The 16,499-nt window shown below is 70.8% G+C and carries 15 protein-coding genes; 6 read left to right on the top strand and 9 right to left on the bottom strand.

The annotated features are described in order from the left end of the window. Positions 1-39 precede the first annotated feature (39 nt). The 5 genes from RNB18_RS37665 to RNB18_RS37645 form a co-directional block, all read right to left on the bottom strand. A complete protein-coding gene (locus tag RNB18_RS37665; RefSeq protein WP_311718592.1) occupies positions 40-1,278 on the bottom strand; it encodes an MFS transporter in 1,239 nt (412 codons plus the stop codon). 25 nt (positions 1,279-1,303) lie between these two features. Then, positions 1,304-2,731, bottom strand: coding sequence for a CitMHS family transporter (locus RNB18_RS37660; RefSeq protein WP_311718591.1), 1,428 nt, complete (start codon positions 2,729-2,731; stop codon positions 1,304-1,306). Positions 2,732-2,869: 138 nt separating this feature from the next. Further along, positions 2,870-5,107, bottom strand: coding sequence for a molybdopterin oxidoreductase family protein (locus RNB18_RS37655; RefSeq protein ID WP_311718590.1), 2,238 nt, complete (start codon positions 5,105-5,107; stop codon positions 2,870-2,872). Between the two features lie 77 nt (positions 5,108-5,184). Further along, complete coding sequence (locus tag RNB18_RS37650) at positions 5,185-5,805, bottom strand: TetR/AcrR family transcriptional regulator (protein WP_311718588.1); 621 nt, start codon at positions 5,803-5,805, stop codon at positions 5,185-5,187. 64 nt (positions 5,806-5,869) lie between these two features. Beyond that, positions 5,870-6,700, bottom strand: coding sequence for a hypothetical protein (locus tag RNB18_RS37645; protein ID WP_311718587.1), 831 nt, complete (start codon positions 6,698-6,700; stop codon positions 5,870-5,872). A gap of 173 nt (positions 6,701-6,873) precedes the next feature. Here RNB18_RS37645 and hmgA point away from each other — a divergent pair, with 173 nt between their 5' ends. Genes hmgA through RNB18_RS37630 form a run of 3 tightly spaced genes read left to right on the top strand, consistent with a single transcriptional unit; the run spans position 6,874 to position 10,192 of the window. Then, positions 6,874-8,220 (top strand): homogentisate 1,2-dioxygenase, encoded by a 1,347-nt coding sequence (gene hmgA, locus RNB18_RS37640; RefSeq protein WP_311718586.1) that lies wholly within the window; start codon positions 6,874-6,876, stop codon positions 8,218-8,220. Between the two features lie 27 nt (positions 8,221-8,247). After that, the gene (locus tag RNB18_RS37635) at positions 8,248-8,997 is read left to right on the top strand and encodes a GntR family transcriptional regulator (protein WP_311718585.1); all 750 of its coding nucleotides are present in this window, start codon (positions 8,248-8,250) and stop codon (positions 8,995-8,997) included. Positions 8,998-9,037: 40 nt separating this feature from the next. Next, on the top strand, positions 9,038-10,192 hold the full coding sequence (locus tag RNB18_RS37630) for a type ISP restriction/modification enzyme (protein WP_311718584.1): 1,155 nt from the start codon (positions 9,038-9,040) through the stop codon (positions 10,190-10,192). Here the strand turns inward: RNB18_RS37630 and RNB18_RS37625 are convergent. Then, positions 10,189-10,902, bottom strand: a complete 714-nt coding sequence (locus RNB18_RS37625; protein WP_311718583.1) for a TetR/AcrR family transcriptional regulator — start codon at positions 10,900-10,902, stop codon at positions 10,189-10,191. The two genes, RNB18_RS37630 and RNB18_RS37625, sit on opposite strands and share 4 nt — an antisense overlap. Positions 10,903-10,965: 63 nt before the next feature. Here RNB18_RS37625 and RNB18_RS37620 point away from each other — a divergent pair, with 63 nt between their 5' ends. Then, complete coding sequence (locus RNB18_RS37620) at positions 10,966-11,904, top strand: ATP-binding cassette domain-containing protein (RefSeq protein ID WP_311718582.1); 939 nt, start codon at positions 10,966-10,968, stop codon at positions 11,902-11,904. After that, positions 11,901-12,683, top strand: coding sequence for an ABC transporter permease (locus RNB18_RS37615; RefSeq protein WP_311718581.1), 783 nt, complete (start codon positions 11,901-11,903; stop codon positions 12,681-12,683). The genes RNB18_RS37620 and RNB18_RS37615 overlap by 4 nt, the downstream gene beginning before the upstream one ends. 243 nt (positions 12,684-12,926) lie before the next feature. Here the strand turns inward: RNB18_RS37615 and RNB18_RS37610 are convergent, their stop codons facing one another. The 3 genes from RNB18_RS37610 to RNB18_RS37600 form a co-directional block, all read right to left on the bottom strand. Beyond that, the gene (locus tag RNB18_RS37610) at positions 12,927-13,196 is read right to left on the bottom strand and encodes a hypothetical protein (protein WP_057614432.1); all 270 of its coding nucleotides are present in this window, start codon (positions 13,194-13,196) and stop codon (positions 12,927-12,929) included. Positions 13,197-13,322: 126 nt separating this feature from the next. Next, complete coding sequence (locus RNB18_RS37605) at positions 13,323-14,147, bottom strand: anti-sigma factor (RefSeq protein ID WP_311718580.1); 825 nt, start codon at positions 14,145-14,147, stop codon at positions 13,323-13,325. Next, positions 14,144-14,686 (bottom strand): sigma-70 family RNA polymerase sigma factor, encoded by a 543-nt coding sequence (locus RNB18_RS37600; RefSeq protein ID WP_057614434.1) that lies wholly within the window; start codon positions 14,684-14,686, stop codon positions 14,144-14,146. Before RNB18_RS37600 ends, RNB18_RS37605 begins: the two co-directional genes overlap by 4 nt. Before the next feature lie 207 nt (positions 14,687-14,893). On the opposite strand from RNB18_RS37600, the gene RNB18_RS37595 reads away from it, so the two are divergent. Continuing rightward, positions 14,894-16,429, top strand: a complete 1,536-nt coding sequence (locus tag RNB18_RS37595) for a DUF4331 domain-containing protein (RefSeq protein ID WP_311718579.1) — start codon at positions 14,894-14,896, stop codon at positions 16,427-16,429. Positions 16,430-16,499: the final 70 nt, after the last annotated feature.

The raw sequence follows: 16,499 nt of genomic DNA, 5'->3' as shown, positions 1-16,499 counted from the left end.
TGCGCGCAGCGGTCGGGCGCATCGGCGCCCGGCGCGCCGTCAGATATCACTCGTGCGGCGCAATCCCGGGCGTTTCGGCCGCTTTCCGGCGTCCGGCCCGGGCTTTCCGGGTGGCCCCGGTGACCGCAGCGCCACCCCCGCCGACAGCAGCAGCAACGTCCCGAGCATCACGAACGGCGCCGCCGCGCCCGCGACCCCGGCGACCAGGCCCGCGGTGGCCGGCGCGGCGACCTGACCGAGGCGGTTGCCGGTCAGCCGCAGGGCGAGCGCGGTGGAGCGGGCGCCGTCGGGGGCGGCCTGCACGACCGTCGTCATGGACAGCGGCTGTCCGACACCGAGGCAGAAGCCGAGCACGGCGAGCATGACGGCCAGCGCCCACACCGGGACCGGCAGCGCGATGCCCGCGCACAGCAGGGCCGCCAGCAGACACGTCACGGTGAGGAGCAACGCGCGCCCCAGCAGCCGTAGCAGAGGAGTCAGCACCAGACGGCAGGCGATGGTGGCGGCCGCGCGCAGGCTCAGCAGCAGGCCGACCACCGAGGGGGCGATGCCCCGGTGTTCACCGACCACCGGAAGGTACGCGGTGAGGATGTCCGTGGCGGACAGTACGGACAGGCTCATGAAGATGCCCCCGGGCACGCCCCGGGACCGCAGGATGTGCCCGACGGGAATCCGGTCGCCTTGCCCGGTACGGGACTTGGCCGCCGTGTCGCGGTGCTCGATGCGCCACAAGGACGTGCACGCCACCGCCGCCCCGGCGCCCGCGACGAGCAGCGCCAGCGCACTCGTGCCCGCCATGTCGGAGCCGCCGATCAGCGCGCCCGCCGCGATCGGGCCGACCAGCTGGCCGAGGGAGGCGCCAATGGTGAAGTGGCCGAAGTTGCGGTCCTGTTCGTGCGGGGCGGACTGGCGGGCGACGAGCGACTGGGCGCCGATGACGAAGCAGAGGTGGCCGAGGCCCATCACCCCGCTCCAGACCGCCATCGTCCAGAGCGAGTCGGCGAGGCCGCTGAGCGCGCAGCCGCCGGAGATCAGGACTACACCGACGGGCAGCAGCGGCGCACAACGCCCGTGATCCGTACGGCGGCCCAGCGGGACCGCCGCGAACAGCGGGAGCAGCGCGTAGACACCGGCGATGACGCCGATCGCCCGTTCGTCCGCGCCCAACGCGAGGGCCCGGTAGGAGACGGCGGGCCGGGCCATCGACACCGCCCCCTGCGCGAAGCTGAAGGCGATGACGAGGCGGAGCAGCCAGCCGCGGTTCCCACCGGGCGCCATGGTTCAAGTCCTCCGTTGGAGTAGGTCAGATGATCCCGAAGAGGATGCCCGCCCCGAGGATGATCAGGCAGGTGAGCGCCGCCCACTTGACCACGAACCTGGTGTGGTCGCCGAACTCCACCTTGGCCATGCCGACCAGGACGTACACGGCCGGGACCAGCGGGCTCGACATGTGCAGCGGCTGGCCGACGAGGGAGGCGCGGGCCATCTCCAGCGGGGTCACACCGTGCGCGGCGCCGGCCTCGGCGAGGACCGGGAGGACGCCGAAGTAGAAACCGTCGTTCGACATGAAGTAGGTGAGCGGGAGGCTCAGGATGCCGGTGACGAGGGCCATGTGCGGGCCCATGCCCTCGGGGATGACGTCCACCATCCAGCGGGCCATGTGGTCGACCATGCCGGTGCCCTGGAGGACGCCGGTGAAGACGGCGGCGGCGAAGACCATGCCGGAGACGTTGAGGACGTTGTCGGCGTGGGCGGCCAGGCGGGCCTTCTGGTCCGGGATGTGCGGGAAGTTCACGGTGAGCGCGAGCGCGGCGCCGATCAGGAACAGCACCGGGATCGGCAGCCACTCCATGATCATGGCAGTGAGCAGGGTGAGCGTGAGCAGCGCGTTGAACCAGTAGAGCTTGGGACGCAGGGTGGCCCGGTTCGGGTCGAGGACCTGGAAGCGCGCCGCGTCGCCGGCCTCGTCCTCGGCGTCGGTGCCGGAGCCGGAGCCGCCGGTGGCCACGGGGGTCTTCGAGCCGGAGCCGGAGCCGCCGGCGCCCACGAGCACCGTCTCGGTCTCCTCGACCTTCTCCCCGGCCTTCTCGTCCACCAGGATCTCGTCCAGGGTGAGCACGCCCAGGCGCTTGCGCTCGCGCTTGCCGAGCACGTACGAGAGGACGAAGACGCCCAGCAGGCCGACGGCCAGGGCCGGGATCATCGGGACGAAGATGTCGCTGGCGTCGAGCTTCAGCGCGGTGGCGGCGCGGGCCGTCGGGCCGCCCCAGGGCAGGGTGTTCATCACGCCGTTGGCCATGGCGGCGACACCGGTCATCACGACCAGGCTCATCTTCAGGCGCTTGTACAGCGGGTACATCGCCGAGACGGTGATCATGAAGGTGGTCGAGCCGTCGCCGTCGAGGGAGACGATCGCGGCGAGGATCGCGGTACCGACGACGATCCGCATCGGGTCGGCCTTCGCGAACTTCAGGATCCCCCGGACGACCGGGTCGAAGAGGCCGACGTCGATCATCACGCCGAAGTAGACGATCGCGAACATGAGCATCGCCGCGGTGGGGGCGAGGCTGGTGACGCCGTCGATGACGTAGTCACCGAGCTTGGCGCCCTTCCCGACGAAGACGCAGAACAGTGCCGGGATCAGTACGAGCGCCGCGATCGGCGACATCTTTTTCATCATGATCAGGACCAGGAAGGTCGCGATCATGGCGAAGCCGAGGATGGTCAGCATGAGTGGATACCTAACGTTCGCCCTTGAACTCCCACCGGAGTCGGCAGTGCGATGACGTTAGGACCCGTCAAGCGGCGTTAACAAGACGTTGACATGCGAGCAATAAGCGCAAAACTGCTGGTCACAGCTTTGCGCTGCTCACAGGGCCGCTACGGCGGCCAGTTTTACCGGTATGCCGTTGAGGACCGCGTTGCCCGAGAGCGGGTCGAGCAGGCTGCCGTCGAGGAGCTGGTTGACGTTGACGCCGGGGTCCTTGAGGGCGTGGCTGAGCCGGGTGCCGGGCCGGTTGTGACCCCAGCCGTGGGGCAGGCTGACCACGCCGGGGCGCACGCCGTCGGTGACCTCGGCCTCGGTGACCACCTCTCCCCCGGCGCCCTTGACCCGCACCGCGGCACCGTCCTTCAGTCCGAGCCGCTCGGCGTCCTCGGGGTGGATGTGCAGGGTGCAGCGGTTGGTGCCGCCGGTGAGGGCGGGGACGTTGTGCATCCAGCTGTTGTTGGAGCGCAGGTGCCGGCGGCCGACGAGGACGAGCCCGTCGGCCTTGTGCCGCAGGGCCTCGCGCAGCCTGGGCAGGTCGTCCGCGATGGGCCGCGGCAGCAGTTCGACCTTGCCGCTCCTGGTCTTCAGCGGCTGCGGCAGCCGGGACCGCAGCGGTCCGAGGTCGATGCCGTGCGGATGCGCGAGCAGCTTGGTGAGGCTCAGCCCGTCCGGTCGTACGCCGAAGCCGTCGCCGTAGAGGCCGAGGCGCAGCATCATGTCGAGCCGCCGCTCGGGGCCGGTGTCACCGACGAGTGCGGCGGTGAGTTCGCCCGGCTCACGGCCGTGCACGGGCGAGTGGGCGTCCTTGACGGCCTTGCCGAGGGTCTGGCCGATGACCAGGTCGTCCACGGCTGACGGGTCGGCGCCGTGCATGCCGGTCGCGGCGAGGATCAGCCGGGCGAGGATCTCCGTCTCCGCCATCCGGCCGGGCTCCAGCGGGACGGCGGGGCGGGTGTAGCGGACCTGGTTGCGCACGGCGAGGGTGTTGAAGGCGAAGTCGTGGTGCGGGCTCTGGGAGGGCGGGGGCGGCGGCAGCACGACGTGGGCGTGGCGCGAGGTCTCGTTCAGGTACGGGTCCACGCTGACCATGAACTCGAGCGCGCCCAGGGCCTTGTCGAGCCGGTCGCCGTCGGGGGCGGACAGCACGGGGTTGGCGGCGACGGCGATCAGCGCGCGGACCGGCTCGCCCTCCGCGGTCGCGGTGTCGATCTCCTCGGCGAGCGCGGAGAGCGGCAACTCGCCCTTGGCCTCCGGGTGCCGGCTCACCCGGGAGTGCCAGCGCGCGAGCGCGAATCCATGGCTGGGTCCCGCGGGCCGGGGCGTGCGGTCGGTGGCCGCCTGCGGGAAGAGCGCACCGCCGGGCCGGTCGAGGTTGCCGGTGAGGATGTTGAGCACGTCGACGAGCCAGCTGGCCAGGGTGCCGTGCGGGACGGTGCAGCTGCCGATGCGGCCGTATACGGCGGCCGTCGGCGCCGCGGCCAGTTCGCGGGCGAGGGCACGCGTCACCCCGGCGTCCACGTCACAGGCGTCGGCGACGGCTTCGGGAGTGAAGTCCTTTACGGCTTCCCGGAGTTCGTCGAGCCCCTGGAGGTGCGAGGTCAGCTCCCCCGGGTCCACGAGGCCTTCCTCGAAGAGCACGTACGCCATGGCGGCGAGAAGCAGCGCGTCCGCACCGGGCCGGATGGCGATGTGCCGGTCGGCGAGCTTGGCGGTGCGGGTGCGGCGGGGGTCGATGACGGTGAGGGTGCCGCCGCGGGCCTTGAGCGCCTTGAGCTTGCCGGGGAAGTCGGGAGCGGTGCACAGACTCCCGTTGGACTCCAGGGGGTTGGCGCCGATCAGCAGCAGATGGTCGGTGTGGTCGAGGTCGGGCACGGGGATGGCGTTGGCGTCGCCGTACAGCAGCCCGCTGGAGACGTGCTTGGGCATCTGGTCGACCGTGGACGCGGTGAAGACGCTCCGGGTGCCGAGCCCGGCGAGCAGCACCGGTGGGTAGAGGGCACCGGCCATGGTGTGCACGTTGGGGTTGCCGAGGACGACCCCGACGGAGTTCGCGCCGTACCGGTCGACGACGCCCCGGATTCCGGTGGCGACCGCGTCGAAGGCCTCCTCCCAGGTGGCCTCCACCAGCTCGCCGTCCCGTCGCACGAGAGGCGTGCGCAGCCGGTCCGGGTCCCCGTCGACGGCTCCGAAGGACGCCCCCTTCGGGCAGATGAACCCCTTGCTGAACACGTCGTCACGGTCGCCGCGGGCGCCGGTGACCCGGGTCCCCTCGACGGTGAGCGTCAGACCACAGGTGGCCTCGCACAGGGGGCAGATACGCAGAGCGGTGCGGGACACGGGTCCTCCCGGGGCAGCGGTGCCTGTCCAGGCGAGCATACCGACCGGTAGGGATGGAGGGGAGGGGTTGTGGACGGTCAGTCCAGAACCCTCGCCAGATAGGCGCGCAGTAGCTCCCGGGCCTCCTGGATGATCCGCTCGTCCCCCTCGGGGGCCATCCGGAAGGCCAGGTGGACCAGAGTGTCGGCGGTCTCCACGGCGATGAGGAAGGTGCGGCGCAGGTCGTCGTCCGGTTCCCGGTCGAGGTAGCCGGAGAGGAGGTCGGTGAGGCGGTCGGCGACCCGGTGGTTGGGTTCCGCGTGGCGGGCGCCGACGGGGATCTGGTTGCCGAAGTCGACGAGGGAGAAGCCGGGGGCGGTGCGTTTCATGGCGAGGTACTCGTCGAGGACGACGTCCATCGCCGTACGCCAGCCTCCCTCCTCGCCCGACTCCTTGAGACGGTCGGTGACGCCCTCTGTGAAGCGCTCCAGGTTGCGCTGGGCCAGCGCGTCGGCCATCTGCCGCTTGTTGCCGAAGAAGCGGTAGACGGAGCCGATGGGCACGCCGGCGCGCTGGGCGACGGCACGCGTGCTCAGGGCGTCGTAGCCGACCTCGTCGAGCAGGTCGGCGCAGGCGTCGAGGATTCTGGTCAGCCGTTCGGCGCTGCGCCGCTGCACGGGGGCGCGGCGAAGCGAGGTCGCTTGGGGCACGGGCTTCATGATGCCTTTCCGCCGTGGTCCGGAAAACCCTGCCACCTGGTACGGGGCCGGGGGCCTGCGACACTCATCGGCCACCGCCGACGCTCGTCGCGAGCCGCGCGTCGGAGACTGCGCCATCAGCGCTCACGCCGTCCTCGGGGTAGGGGGCACCGCCGCCCGCCCTCGCCGTGGCCTGCACTTCCCAGGCACCGCCACTCGTAGCCGTGGCGAGCCGCGAAGCCGAAGCGCCGCCGACCGTGCTCGTGGTGAGCCGCACCTCCGAGGCACCGCCGACCGCGCTCATGAGGAGTCGCGAACCCGAACCACCGCCGCCCGCTCGCATGCCGGCCTGCGATTCCGAGGCGCCGCCCGCGCTCCCTCCGGCCTGCGGGCTCGGAGCGCCGCTGCCCGTCGGTTGCGGTTTCGAGGCCGTGACGTCCGCCGTGCTCTCCACCGGGTCGCCGTCCACGGCCCACACGGTGCCGTCGTCGGCGTACAGCCGGGCGGTGACCTTGTGGGTGCCCTGCGGGACGTACGCGGCCGCGAGGCGGCAGGACGGGGCGCGGAGGGTGGTGACGGGGCGGTCGTCCACGAAGACGACGGCGACGCCGCGGCCGGAGACCGCCTTCGGCTTCGTCCCGGCGGGCGAGAAGGTGAAGTTCTCGACGGTCAGCCGCACCGACCAGCTGTTGTCGGTGTTCGGCTGCACCTCTATGCCGACGTCGGGGGCGTTGTCCTTGTCCACCTCGCGGTAGTGCCGCCCCTCCTCATCGGTGTCGTCGAGGACCTTGCCCACCGGTGAGACCGACTGTCCGTCCCTGCGCTCCTGCGCTCCATTGGCGCCACAGCTCACGGATCCGGTCACCAGCACGACACAGACCGCGAGCAGGGCAATGAGTCCCCGCGTCCACGACATGCCGGCGAGCGTAGAACACAGGTCCGACACCGCGAATCCCCCTGGGGTCTGGTTCTCGCTCTCCTCCCTGAGGAGGTCACGGCGGGGAAATCGGTTCCACGGGACGGCCCCTTGCGCCGATGAAACCGTAATCCTACGGTAGTCCATAGGAATCAGAGCGCAAGGGAGCGATCATGAGCGGGGACACAGCGAGCACGCGCGCCGACGCACGCAAGGCCGCCGAAGGCTTGGCCCATCTCTCCGGATTCGGCAACGAACACGCCTCGGAGGCCGTCCCGGGCGCCCTGCCCGAGGGCCGCAACGCCCCGCAGCGCGCCCCCCTCGGCCTGTACGCGGAGCAGCTCAGCGGTACGGCGTTCACCGAGCCCCGCGCCCACAACCGCCGCTCCTGGCTGTACCGGATCCGCCCCTCCGCCGCGCACCCGGCGTTCACCCACACCCACCACGGCCGGATCCGTACGGCCCCCTTCACCGAGTCGGTCCCGGACCCGAACCGGCTGCGCTGGAACCCCCTGCCGGAGCCGGCCGAGGGCACCGACTTCCTCGCCGGTCTGTGGACCCTCGGCGGCAACGGCGACGTCACGCAGCGCACCGGTATGGCCGTGCACCTCTACCACGCCACCGATTCCATGGACCGCGTCTTCAGCGACGCCGACGGCGAGCTGCTGATCGTCCCGGAGCGCGGCGGGCTGTTGCTGCGCACGGAGTTCGGACTGCTGCATGTGGAGCCGGGCCATGTGGCGCTGATCCCTCGTGGGGTCCGCTTCCGTGTGGAGCTCCTCGACGAGTCAGCTCGGGGTTATGTGTGCGAGAACTACGGGGCGCCCTTCCAACTCCCCGACCTGGGCCCGATCGGCGCCAACGGCCTCGCCAGCCCCCGCGACTTCCGGGCTCCCGTCGCCGCCTACGAGGACGTCGAGGGGCCGGTTGAGGTCGTCAACAAGTTCTGCGGCAACCTCTGGACCGCGACCTACGACCACTCCCCGCTCGACGTGGTCGCCTGGCACGGCAACCATGTGCCGTACGTCTACGACCTGCGCCGCTTCAACGTCATCGGCAGCATCTCCTACGACCACCCCGACCCGTCGATCTTCACCGTGCTGACGTCCCCGTCGGACACCCCCGGGCTGGCCGGCGTCGACTTCGTCGTGTTCGCACCGCGCTGGCTGGTCGGCGAGGACACCTTCCGGCCGCCGTACTTCCACCGGAACGTGATGAGCGAGTACATGGGACTGCTCGAGGGCGCCTACGACGCGAAGGCCTCCGGAGAAGGGGGCTTCGTGCCCGGCGGCGGCTCGCTGCACAACATGATGTCGGCGCACGGGCCGGACCGGGAGACGTTCGACCGGGCGAGTGCGGCCGAGCTGAAGCCGCAGAAGGTCGACGACGGGCTCGCGTTCATGTTCGAGACGCGCTGGCCGGTGACGCTCACCGCGCACGCGGCCCGGGCGGACCATCTCCAGCCGCACTACGACGACGTGTGGCGCGGCCTCGAACGTCACTTCCGCCCGTTGCACTGACCGATCCGCGGAAGGTACGGATAGCCCGTGACCTCCTTCGCCCCGGACTCGATCGTCCTGAACCGCAAGCTGCCGCTCTGGTACCAGGTGTCGCAGTCCCTGCGCGCCTCGATACTCGGCCGCTCCCCCCAGGACCCGCTGCGCCTGCCCACCGAGGAACAGCTGGCCGGCCACTACGGCGTGAGCGTGCTGACCATGCGGCAGGCGCTGAAGGAGCTGGAGGACGAGGGGCTGATCAGCCGCCACCGCCGCCGGGGCACCTTCATCGAGCCGGACGCCCGCCGGGGCACCCCCGTCCGGCTGCTCGGCTCGGTGGACGCGATCGTGGCCCAGCAGTCCGGCATGACGACCGAGCTGCTGGAGCACGGCAAGTCGCCCGTGCCGCCCGAACTCGCCGAGCACTTCACGGACTTGGACGAGGTGGCGGCGTACCACCGACTGCGCAGCGACGAGCAGACGGGCGAGCCGACCAACCACGCCCGCAACTACGTCCGCCCCGAACTGGCCGCGCGCATCGACCCGTCGGATCTGGCGCGATGGCCGATGACCAAGGTGCTGCGGGACGTCGTCGGGGCGGACATCAGCCGCATCACGGACACCGTCGAGGCGCGTCTCGCGGACCCGGAGACCGCCCGGCTGCTCCAAGTCCCGCTGCTGAGCCCGATCCTGCACTACACGGGGGTCACCTACGACACGGACGGCCGGGTGCTCGACGTGGCGGTGATCCACTACCGGGGCGACCGGTTCTCCTTCACGGTGACCCTGGACGCCACATGAGCTCACCGGCCCCGACTGCCTGTCGGCGGGAGGTCGTACGATGCCCAGCGTGACGCACGACGACGCTCCGCCGCTGGCGGACCTCATGCCGTGGTCCGTCGCACCGCCGCGGCTCGGCCGGGGGTGGCCGACGGGTCCCGACGCGGCAACGCTGAAAGCCCGCTGGGACGCCCTGCTGAAGGCCGAGGGACCCGACCGGGAAGCCCTGTTCGAGCCCACCCGCTCCCGCACCCTGCGGTCGGCGGTCGGGCAGCTGCCCGGGCGGACGGGCGGCACGGAGAGGCTCGCGCGCGCCACCGGCCCCTGCCCGGAGCCGGTACGGGTCCTGCACGCGCCCTTCGACGAGCAGTGGCTGATCCCGGACCACCGGCTGATCGACGCGGCCCGGCCCGAGCTCTGGCGGGTGGCGGACGAGGACCAGGTGTTCGTGGTGGAGACACCCACGGACGGTCACGGCCCCCAGCTCCTGGCCACCTCCCTCCTCCCCCTGCTCCGCCCCGGACGGGTCCGCCCGCTGTACCGCCGCCCTGGCGGCACGGAGCCGAACCTGGCCCCGGGGCTCCTGGAGCACCTGCGGGCGCGGCTCGGGATCACGCTGGAACCCGTGGACGTGCTCGCCTGGACCCTGGTGGCGGTCCGCCCGGACCTCACCGTCCCGCTCACCGACGACCCCGAACTGTGGTCCCGCGGCGTCGAGTCGGGCCACCGCATCCTCTGGCTGATGCGCCGCGACGGCGACCGCCCGAAGCTGCCCGGAGGCCGCCGCCCCTACGTCCGCGCACCTCTGCCGTCCCGCCCCCTGACCCTGGACTACGACCGCGACGAGGAGGCCCTGCTGCTGGACGAGGGCCGCATCTCCCCCGTACCGCCGAAGGCCTGGGACTTCGAGGCCGGCGGAGTGCGGGTCCTGGAACAGTGGTTCACGGCCCGCGTCACGGAACCGGAGCCGGGCACGCTGGCCGCGATCCGTCCGGCGACATGGCCGCAGCCATGGACGTCGGAGCTCCTCGAACTGATCACCGTGCTGGCCCTGCTGGCGGACCTCCAGCCCCTCCAGGACGAGTCGACGTCCCGGATCACGGCGAGCGATCTGCGCGAGGCGGGCGTTCTGCCCGTCCCGGACTCGGCACGAAGGCCGGCCTCGGTCCTGGACGGGCACGAGGAGGGGCCGGAGGGGCAGCTCGCCCTGCTCTAGCCTCTGGGGGCGAAGCCGTCCAGGACCCGCTCCAGCATCCGCTCGAACACCGCGTCCAGATCGATCGGCCCCGCGTCCTCCATGAACGAGGCCGCCAGCCGCGGATACGCCCCCGACGCCAGCTGACTGCCGAGATACGCGATCCGCACCGCGTTCTCCTGCTCCTGCGACCACGGCAGCGACCGCACCCGCTCGGCCGTGGACAGCTCGTTCGAGACGTACGTCGTCACACACCCGTTGAGCATCGCGACCAGCTCGATCTTCGTGCCGTTGGGGGCGTCCAGCGGGTCGAGGCAGGCGAGGCAGTGCTCCAGGTAGCGCAGGGCGTTGGGGCTGAACCCGTACACCCCTGACATCAGCCGCACCAACCAGGCGTGCCGGTGCATGAGCGCCTTGGTCTGGCGCGCGTTGCGGAGCATGTCGGCCCGCCAGTCACCGGTCGGCTCGAACAGCTCGTGCTCCCCGCTGACCGCGTCCACCATCAGCTCGTACAGGTCCTCCTTACGGGGGACGTAGTTGTACAGGGACATCGTCCCGCAGCCCAGTTCGGCCGCGACATGCCGCATGGACACCGCGTCCAGACCCCCGGCATCCGCGAGCCGCACCGCCGCGGCAGCGATGTCCGCCCTGGTGAACGCGGGTTTGGGCCCACGCCCCGTGCGCTCGGGACGCGCCCAGATCACTTCGGGTACGGCCGCTCGGCCCGCCATCGATCATCACCTCGGCCACCATCCTAGTTACGTACAGCGTACGTAGTGCGCTATGGTCCTGCCATGACTTCTACGTACGCTGTACTTAGTGAAGGTCTGGAAAAGCGCTTCGGGGAGGTCCATGCCCTGCGCGGCCTCGATCTCGCGGTCGCCCCGGGCACGGTCTGCGGCATCCTCGGCAGCAACGGCGCGGGCAAGACCACGGCCGTACGGCTGCTGACCACGCTGCTGCGGCCGGACGCCGGCTCCGCGCGGGTCGCCGGACACGACCTCGTCCGGGAGCCGGAGGCCGTACGGCGCGCCATCGCCGTCACCGGTCAGTACGCCTCGGTCGACGGGGACCTCACCGGGCGGCAGAACCTCAGGCTGTTCGCCCGGCTGCACCGGGTGCGGGGGCCGGCCGAGCGGGCCGCCGAGCTGCTCGACCGCTTCGGGCTGACCGAGTCCGCCGATCGGGCCGCGTCCACCTACTCGGGGGGTATGCGCCGCCGTCTGGACCTGGCGGCGAGCCTGATCCGCCGCCCCGAGATCCTGTTCCTCGACGAGCCGACGACGGGTCTCGACCCGGCCAGCCGCAACCTCATCTGGGACGCCGTGCGCGACCTCACGGCGGACGGCACGACCGTGCTGCTGACCACGCAGTACCTGGAGGAGGCCGACCAACTCGCCCATGACATCGCCCTGGTGGACCAGGGGCGGGTCGCGCACACGGGTTCGCCGTCCCAGCTCAAGGCGTTGATCGGGGCGCACGTCGAGATCGTCGTCGCGGACGCGGACGTCCTGGCGAAGGCCGCCGGTGTGCTCGACCAACTCACCGGCGGGGAGCCGTCGTTCGACCACCTCCGGAACTCGGTCGGCGCGGTCACCCGGGACACCACGCTCACGCTGCCCCGGCTGGTGCGTGAACTGGACGCGGCGGGCGTGCCGTTGCTCGACGCGAGCATCCGGCCGCCGACCCTCGACGACGTCTTCCTGCGACTCACCAAGGAGGTTGCGGCATGAGCATGTTGGCCCACGACGGCACCGCGATGCTGGGCCGTCAGCTGCAGCGGATCCGGAACACCCCGGGGCTGCTGATCCTGACCCAGACCATGCCGATCACCATGCTGCTGTTCTTCGGCTACGTCTTCGGCAGCGCGCTGGCGATGCCGGGCGAGGAGTACCGGTCCTTCCTGGTGCCGGGCCTGCTGGTGGCGACGGCGGCGAACGGGATCATGACCGGGATGTTCCAGGCGGCCCAGGACGTCCACCGGGGCGTGACGGACCGGCTGCGCACCCTGCCGATCAGCCGGGCGGCCGTGCCGCTGGGGCAGTCGGTCGCGGACGTACTGGTCACCGCCGCCGGCATGGTGCCGTTCCTGCTGGTGGGGCTCGCGGTGGGCTGGCGTGTCGAGAAGTCCCCGCTGCAAGCGGTGGGCGCCCTGGGACTGTTGCTGCTGTTCCGCTTCGCGACCACCTGGATCGGCATCTTCCTCGGCCTGCTCACCCGGAACGAGGAGGCCGCCGGTCAGCTGGGCGGTGCGACGTTCGTCCTGCCGCTGCTGTCCAACGCGTACATCCCGACCGAGGGGCTGCCCGGCTGGCTGCGCACCCTCGCCGAGTGGAACCCGATCAGCGCGGTGACCACGGCCCTGCGGGATCTGTTCGGCAACGCCCCGGTTCCTGAGGGGGCAGCCTGGCCGGTGGCCCATCCGATCGCCGGGTCACTGATGTGGTGTGCGGTCCTGCTCGCGGTCTTCGCGCCGCTTGCCGTACGGCGGTACGCACACGGCGAGGGCTGAACGCCTCGTGCCGGGAGGGAAGTTCGGGCCCTGCCGGGGCCCGGGCCGACCTCGGAGTGCATGACAAGTCTGGTGGGCTTGTGGACTGAGGTGGGGACGTACCCCGCGCTCGACCGACTCACCTGGATCGTGCTGCATGCCGTGGGGATGACGGACGGGAGGGCAGCACGACGCCGGGGTGGTGCGACCGGTCGAGCGCGGGTCGGGACGTCCGAGCCCAGGGGGCCCGGCGAGCCGTACGGCTCAGCGCCCGCCGAACAGCGAACGGCGCAGTCGGCGCAGGGGCGCGAACAGCGAGACGCGGCGCACCCGCGCACCCCGGTCACTGCGCTCCTGCTTGGTGGTGTCACGTGCGGTCAGCTCGCGCATCAGTGACGTCGCCTCAGCCGCCTCTCGCTGCGGGACGGCAGGTCCCGACAGCACCGAGAGATGGCGGTCGAGGCGCGAACTGGTCGCGCTGCTCCCGCAGGTGATCGCAGGGACCCTCGCCCTGCGCACTGTTATCTGTTCCATGTCACTCCCCACCCGTACGAGTCCACCCGGCCCGGGCAGGGTAACCCTATCGCCCCGTGGGGGCACACGTGTATCGGCGTCACAGGATTCACCTTCCCCGTAAGGGTGTTGACGACCCCTCCATGATTACTCTCCGAATCCAACCGATTTCAGGGCGAGTTGGACAACTGGCTGGGTAGTGGGCTGCGGGGAGCCCCCATCGGGCTCGACGGTCACAGCGAGTGATGTCGCGGACTTGTCGAGTCCGGCCGCGACCAAGGGCGTGTCGGCGGCGAAGAGCCCGAGGGAGCGCGGTTGCTCGTTGGGGCGCATGAGCCACAGCTGCCGCACGCGGCCGCTCGGGGGCGCGCTGTACCCGCTCAGGGTGACGACCGCGCGCCCCTCCGATGCGGAAGCGATCACTCCGATGGTGCGGCCCTGTGCGTCCTGCCCCCGGGTCGCCGCTGCGTCCGCGGCCTGGAGAACGTGGGCGATCTCACTGGCCTGAGCCTTCTGCGCGTCCAGTTCGTCCTGTGTCCGGTTGGCCTGGACGGCGAACAGCGAGGCGACGACGAGAGCCGCGGCCGCGGTGGCCGTCGCGAACGGTACGAACAGGGGACGCCTCCGACGCTGCCTGGGCGGCGGCTGGGCGCCCCAGACATGGGGCGGCAGCTGCGACTTGCGGGCCCGCACCGGCTCCGGCCGCGCACGGGCCGGCTCCGGCCGTACGGCGGGCTCCTGCGGGATGGTGCGTACGGCGGCCAGCACCCGGTCGCGCATCGCCATCGGCGGCGGAGCTGCGGCCGACCACGCGAGCCGCACCGCGTCCTCGGACAGCGCACGTACTTCCGCCGCACAGCTGTCGCAGTCCTTGAGGTGCCTCTCGAAGCGGGCCCGCTCGGCGGGCTCCAGCGCGTCGAGGGCGTACGGGGCCGCGAGGGAGTGGAGATCTTCCCGGCGGAAGAGGCTCATGCCACACCTCCCAGGCACTCCCGCAAGCGGGTCAGTCCGTCACGCATCCGCGTCTTCACCGTTCCCAGCGGCAGGGACAGCCGCTCGGCCACTTCACGGTACGTGTAGCCGTCGTAGTAGGCGAGGGTGACGGACTGGCGCTGGAGTTCGGTCAGCCGCTCCAGGCACCGGCGCACCCACTCGCGTTCGAGGCCCGCCTCGACCTCCTCGGTCACCTGGTCGAAGGCGGGGTGGTGGGCCCGGCGTGCCTCGCGCTGCTCGCGCTCACCGGCCGCACGGGCGCTGCGCACCCGGTCGACGGCTCGGCGGTGCGCGAGGGTGAGGACCCAGGACAGCGCGCTGCCCCGGCGCGGGTCGAAGCGCGCGGCGGACCGCCAGAGTTCGAGCAGCACCTCCTGCGACACCTCCTCCGACTGCGCCGGATCACGCACCACACGCCGTACGAGCCCGAACACCGGCCCCGCCACGAGCCCGTAGAGCTCCTCGAATGCCATCTGGTCCCCGCCCGCCACGAGCATCAGAAGCTCGTCCGCTTCCAACTCGTCGCCCCCTCCCGCAAAGCCGCACCTGGGCCGTCCCGTCCCACGAGGTATTCGCAACGAACACACCTCCGGATGGGGTTACGGATCAGAACGCCGAAAACGCGGGTCGAGCAGCAGAAAAGAAGTTTTGAGATTCGACCAATCCGCCCCGGCCACCACTCCGAATCACCGGGCGTCAGGCAAGTTGGACTGAGGACGGACGGCATGACACCTATCTCCAGGAGTGGCTCGGGACGCAGGAGCCTCGCGACCCTCGTATGTGCTGCGCTGGCCGCCGGAGGGCTCGCAGCCGCCGGTGTGGCCACGCTGGAACCGGGGGCGGCTTCCGCCTCCAGTCACCGGGAGGCCCCGCTGATCTCGGGTGACCCCCAGTACGACAACACGGACGTGTACGCGTTCGTCAGCCCCGACAAGCCCGACTCGACGACGATCGTCGCCAACTGGATCCCCTTCGAGGAGCCCGGCGGCGGCCCGAACTTCTACCAGTTCGCCGAGGACGCGCAGTACGACCTCCACATCGACAACAACGGTGACGGTCAGGGCGATCTGCTGTACCGCTTCACCTTCAAGACGCACGTCAAGAACAAGAAGTCGTTCCTGTACAACACGGGCGCGGTCGAGAGCCTCGACGACCCCGACCTGAACGTGACGCAGACGTACGACATCGAGCTGTTCCAGCTGAAGAACCAGAAGGTCAAGTACAAGACGAAGCTCGCCGACGACATCCCGGTGGCGCCGTCGAACGTCGGCAAGGCCTCCATGCCGAACTACGAGAAGCTGCGCGACCAGGCGGTCTACAAGCTTCCCAACGACTCGACGTCGTTCGCCGGCCAGGCCGACGACCCGTTCTTCGCCGACCTGCGCGTCTTCGACCTGCTGTACGGCGGGAACCTCACCGAGGTCGGCAACGACACGCTCAAGGGCTACAACGTCAACTCGATCGCCCTGCAGGTCCCGACGGACATGATCGCCGAGTCCTCGCACCAGCCGGTCGTGGGCATCTGGTCGACGACCCAGCGCAGGAACGCGCAGGGGTACTACTCCCAGGTCTCGCGGCTGGGCAACCCGCTCGTCAACGAGGTCGTCAACCCGCTGAAGGACAAGGACAAGTTCAACGCGTCCTCGCCGTGGGACGACGGGCAGTTCCTGAAGAACGTGACCAACCCCGAACTGCCGAAGCTCATCGAGGCGATCTACAAGATCCCCGCCCCGAAGGAGCCGCGCAACGACCTCGTGGACGTGTTCCTCAAGGGTGTGAAGGGGCTGAACCAGCCGCCCTACGTGCGCCCCGCGGAGGAACTGCGCCTCAACACGTCCATCAAGCCCACCGATTCTCCGAAGCGGCTCGGTGTGCTTGATGGCGACAACGCCGGATTCCCGAACGGACGGCGGCTGACGGACGACGTGATCGACGCGTCGCTCCAGGTCGTCGAGGGTGAGCTGGTCGGGTCCAAGAACGACCTCGGTGACGCCGTCGACAAGAACGACAAGGACTTCGAGAAGTCGTTCCCGTACGTGGCGCTGCCGACCGAGGGCTCCCGGGGGCCGCTGGCCAAGGGGACGACCTCGGGCAACGACGTCCGCAACCAGCTCGGGGACGCGCTGTCCCCGGCGGGTTCCTCCGGCTCCGGGGACAACATGACCCTGATGGCCGGGTCCGCGGGCGCCGGCGCGGCCGGAATCGTGCTCATCGGGGCCGCGCTGATGTGGTGGCGCCGGATGCGGCGGCGGGCGTACTGAGCGCCTGAAAAACCTGCAACTCCCCTTCACTGGCGCGGCCCGCACGTACTCATCCCCCACGGTGCGGGCC

The sequence above is a fragment of the Streptomyces doebereineriae genome, from assembly GCF_031845645.1.
Lineage (GTDB): Bacteria > Actinomycetota > Actinomycetes > Streptomycetales > Streptomycetaceae > Streptomyces > Streptomyces canus.
This window is presented reverse-complemented; position numbering and strand designations above follow the sequence as displayed.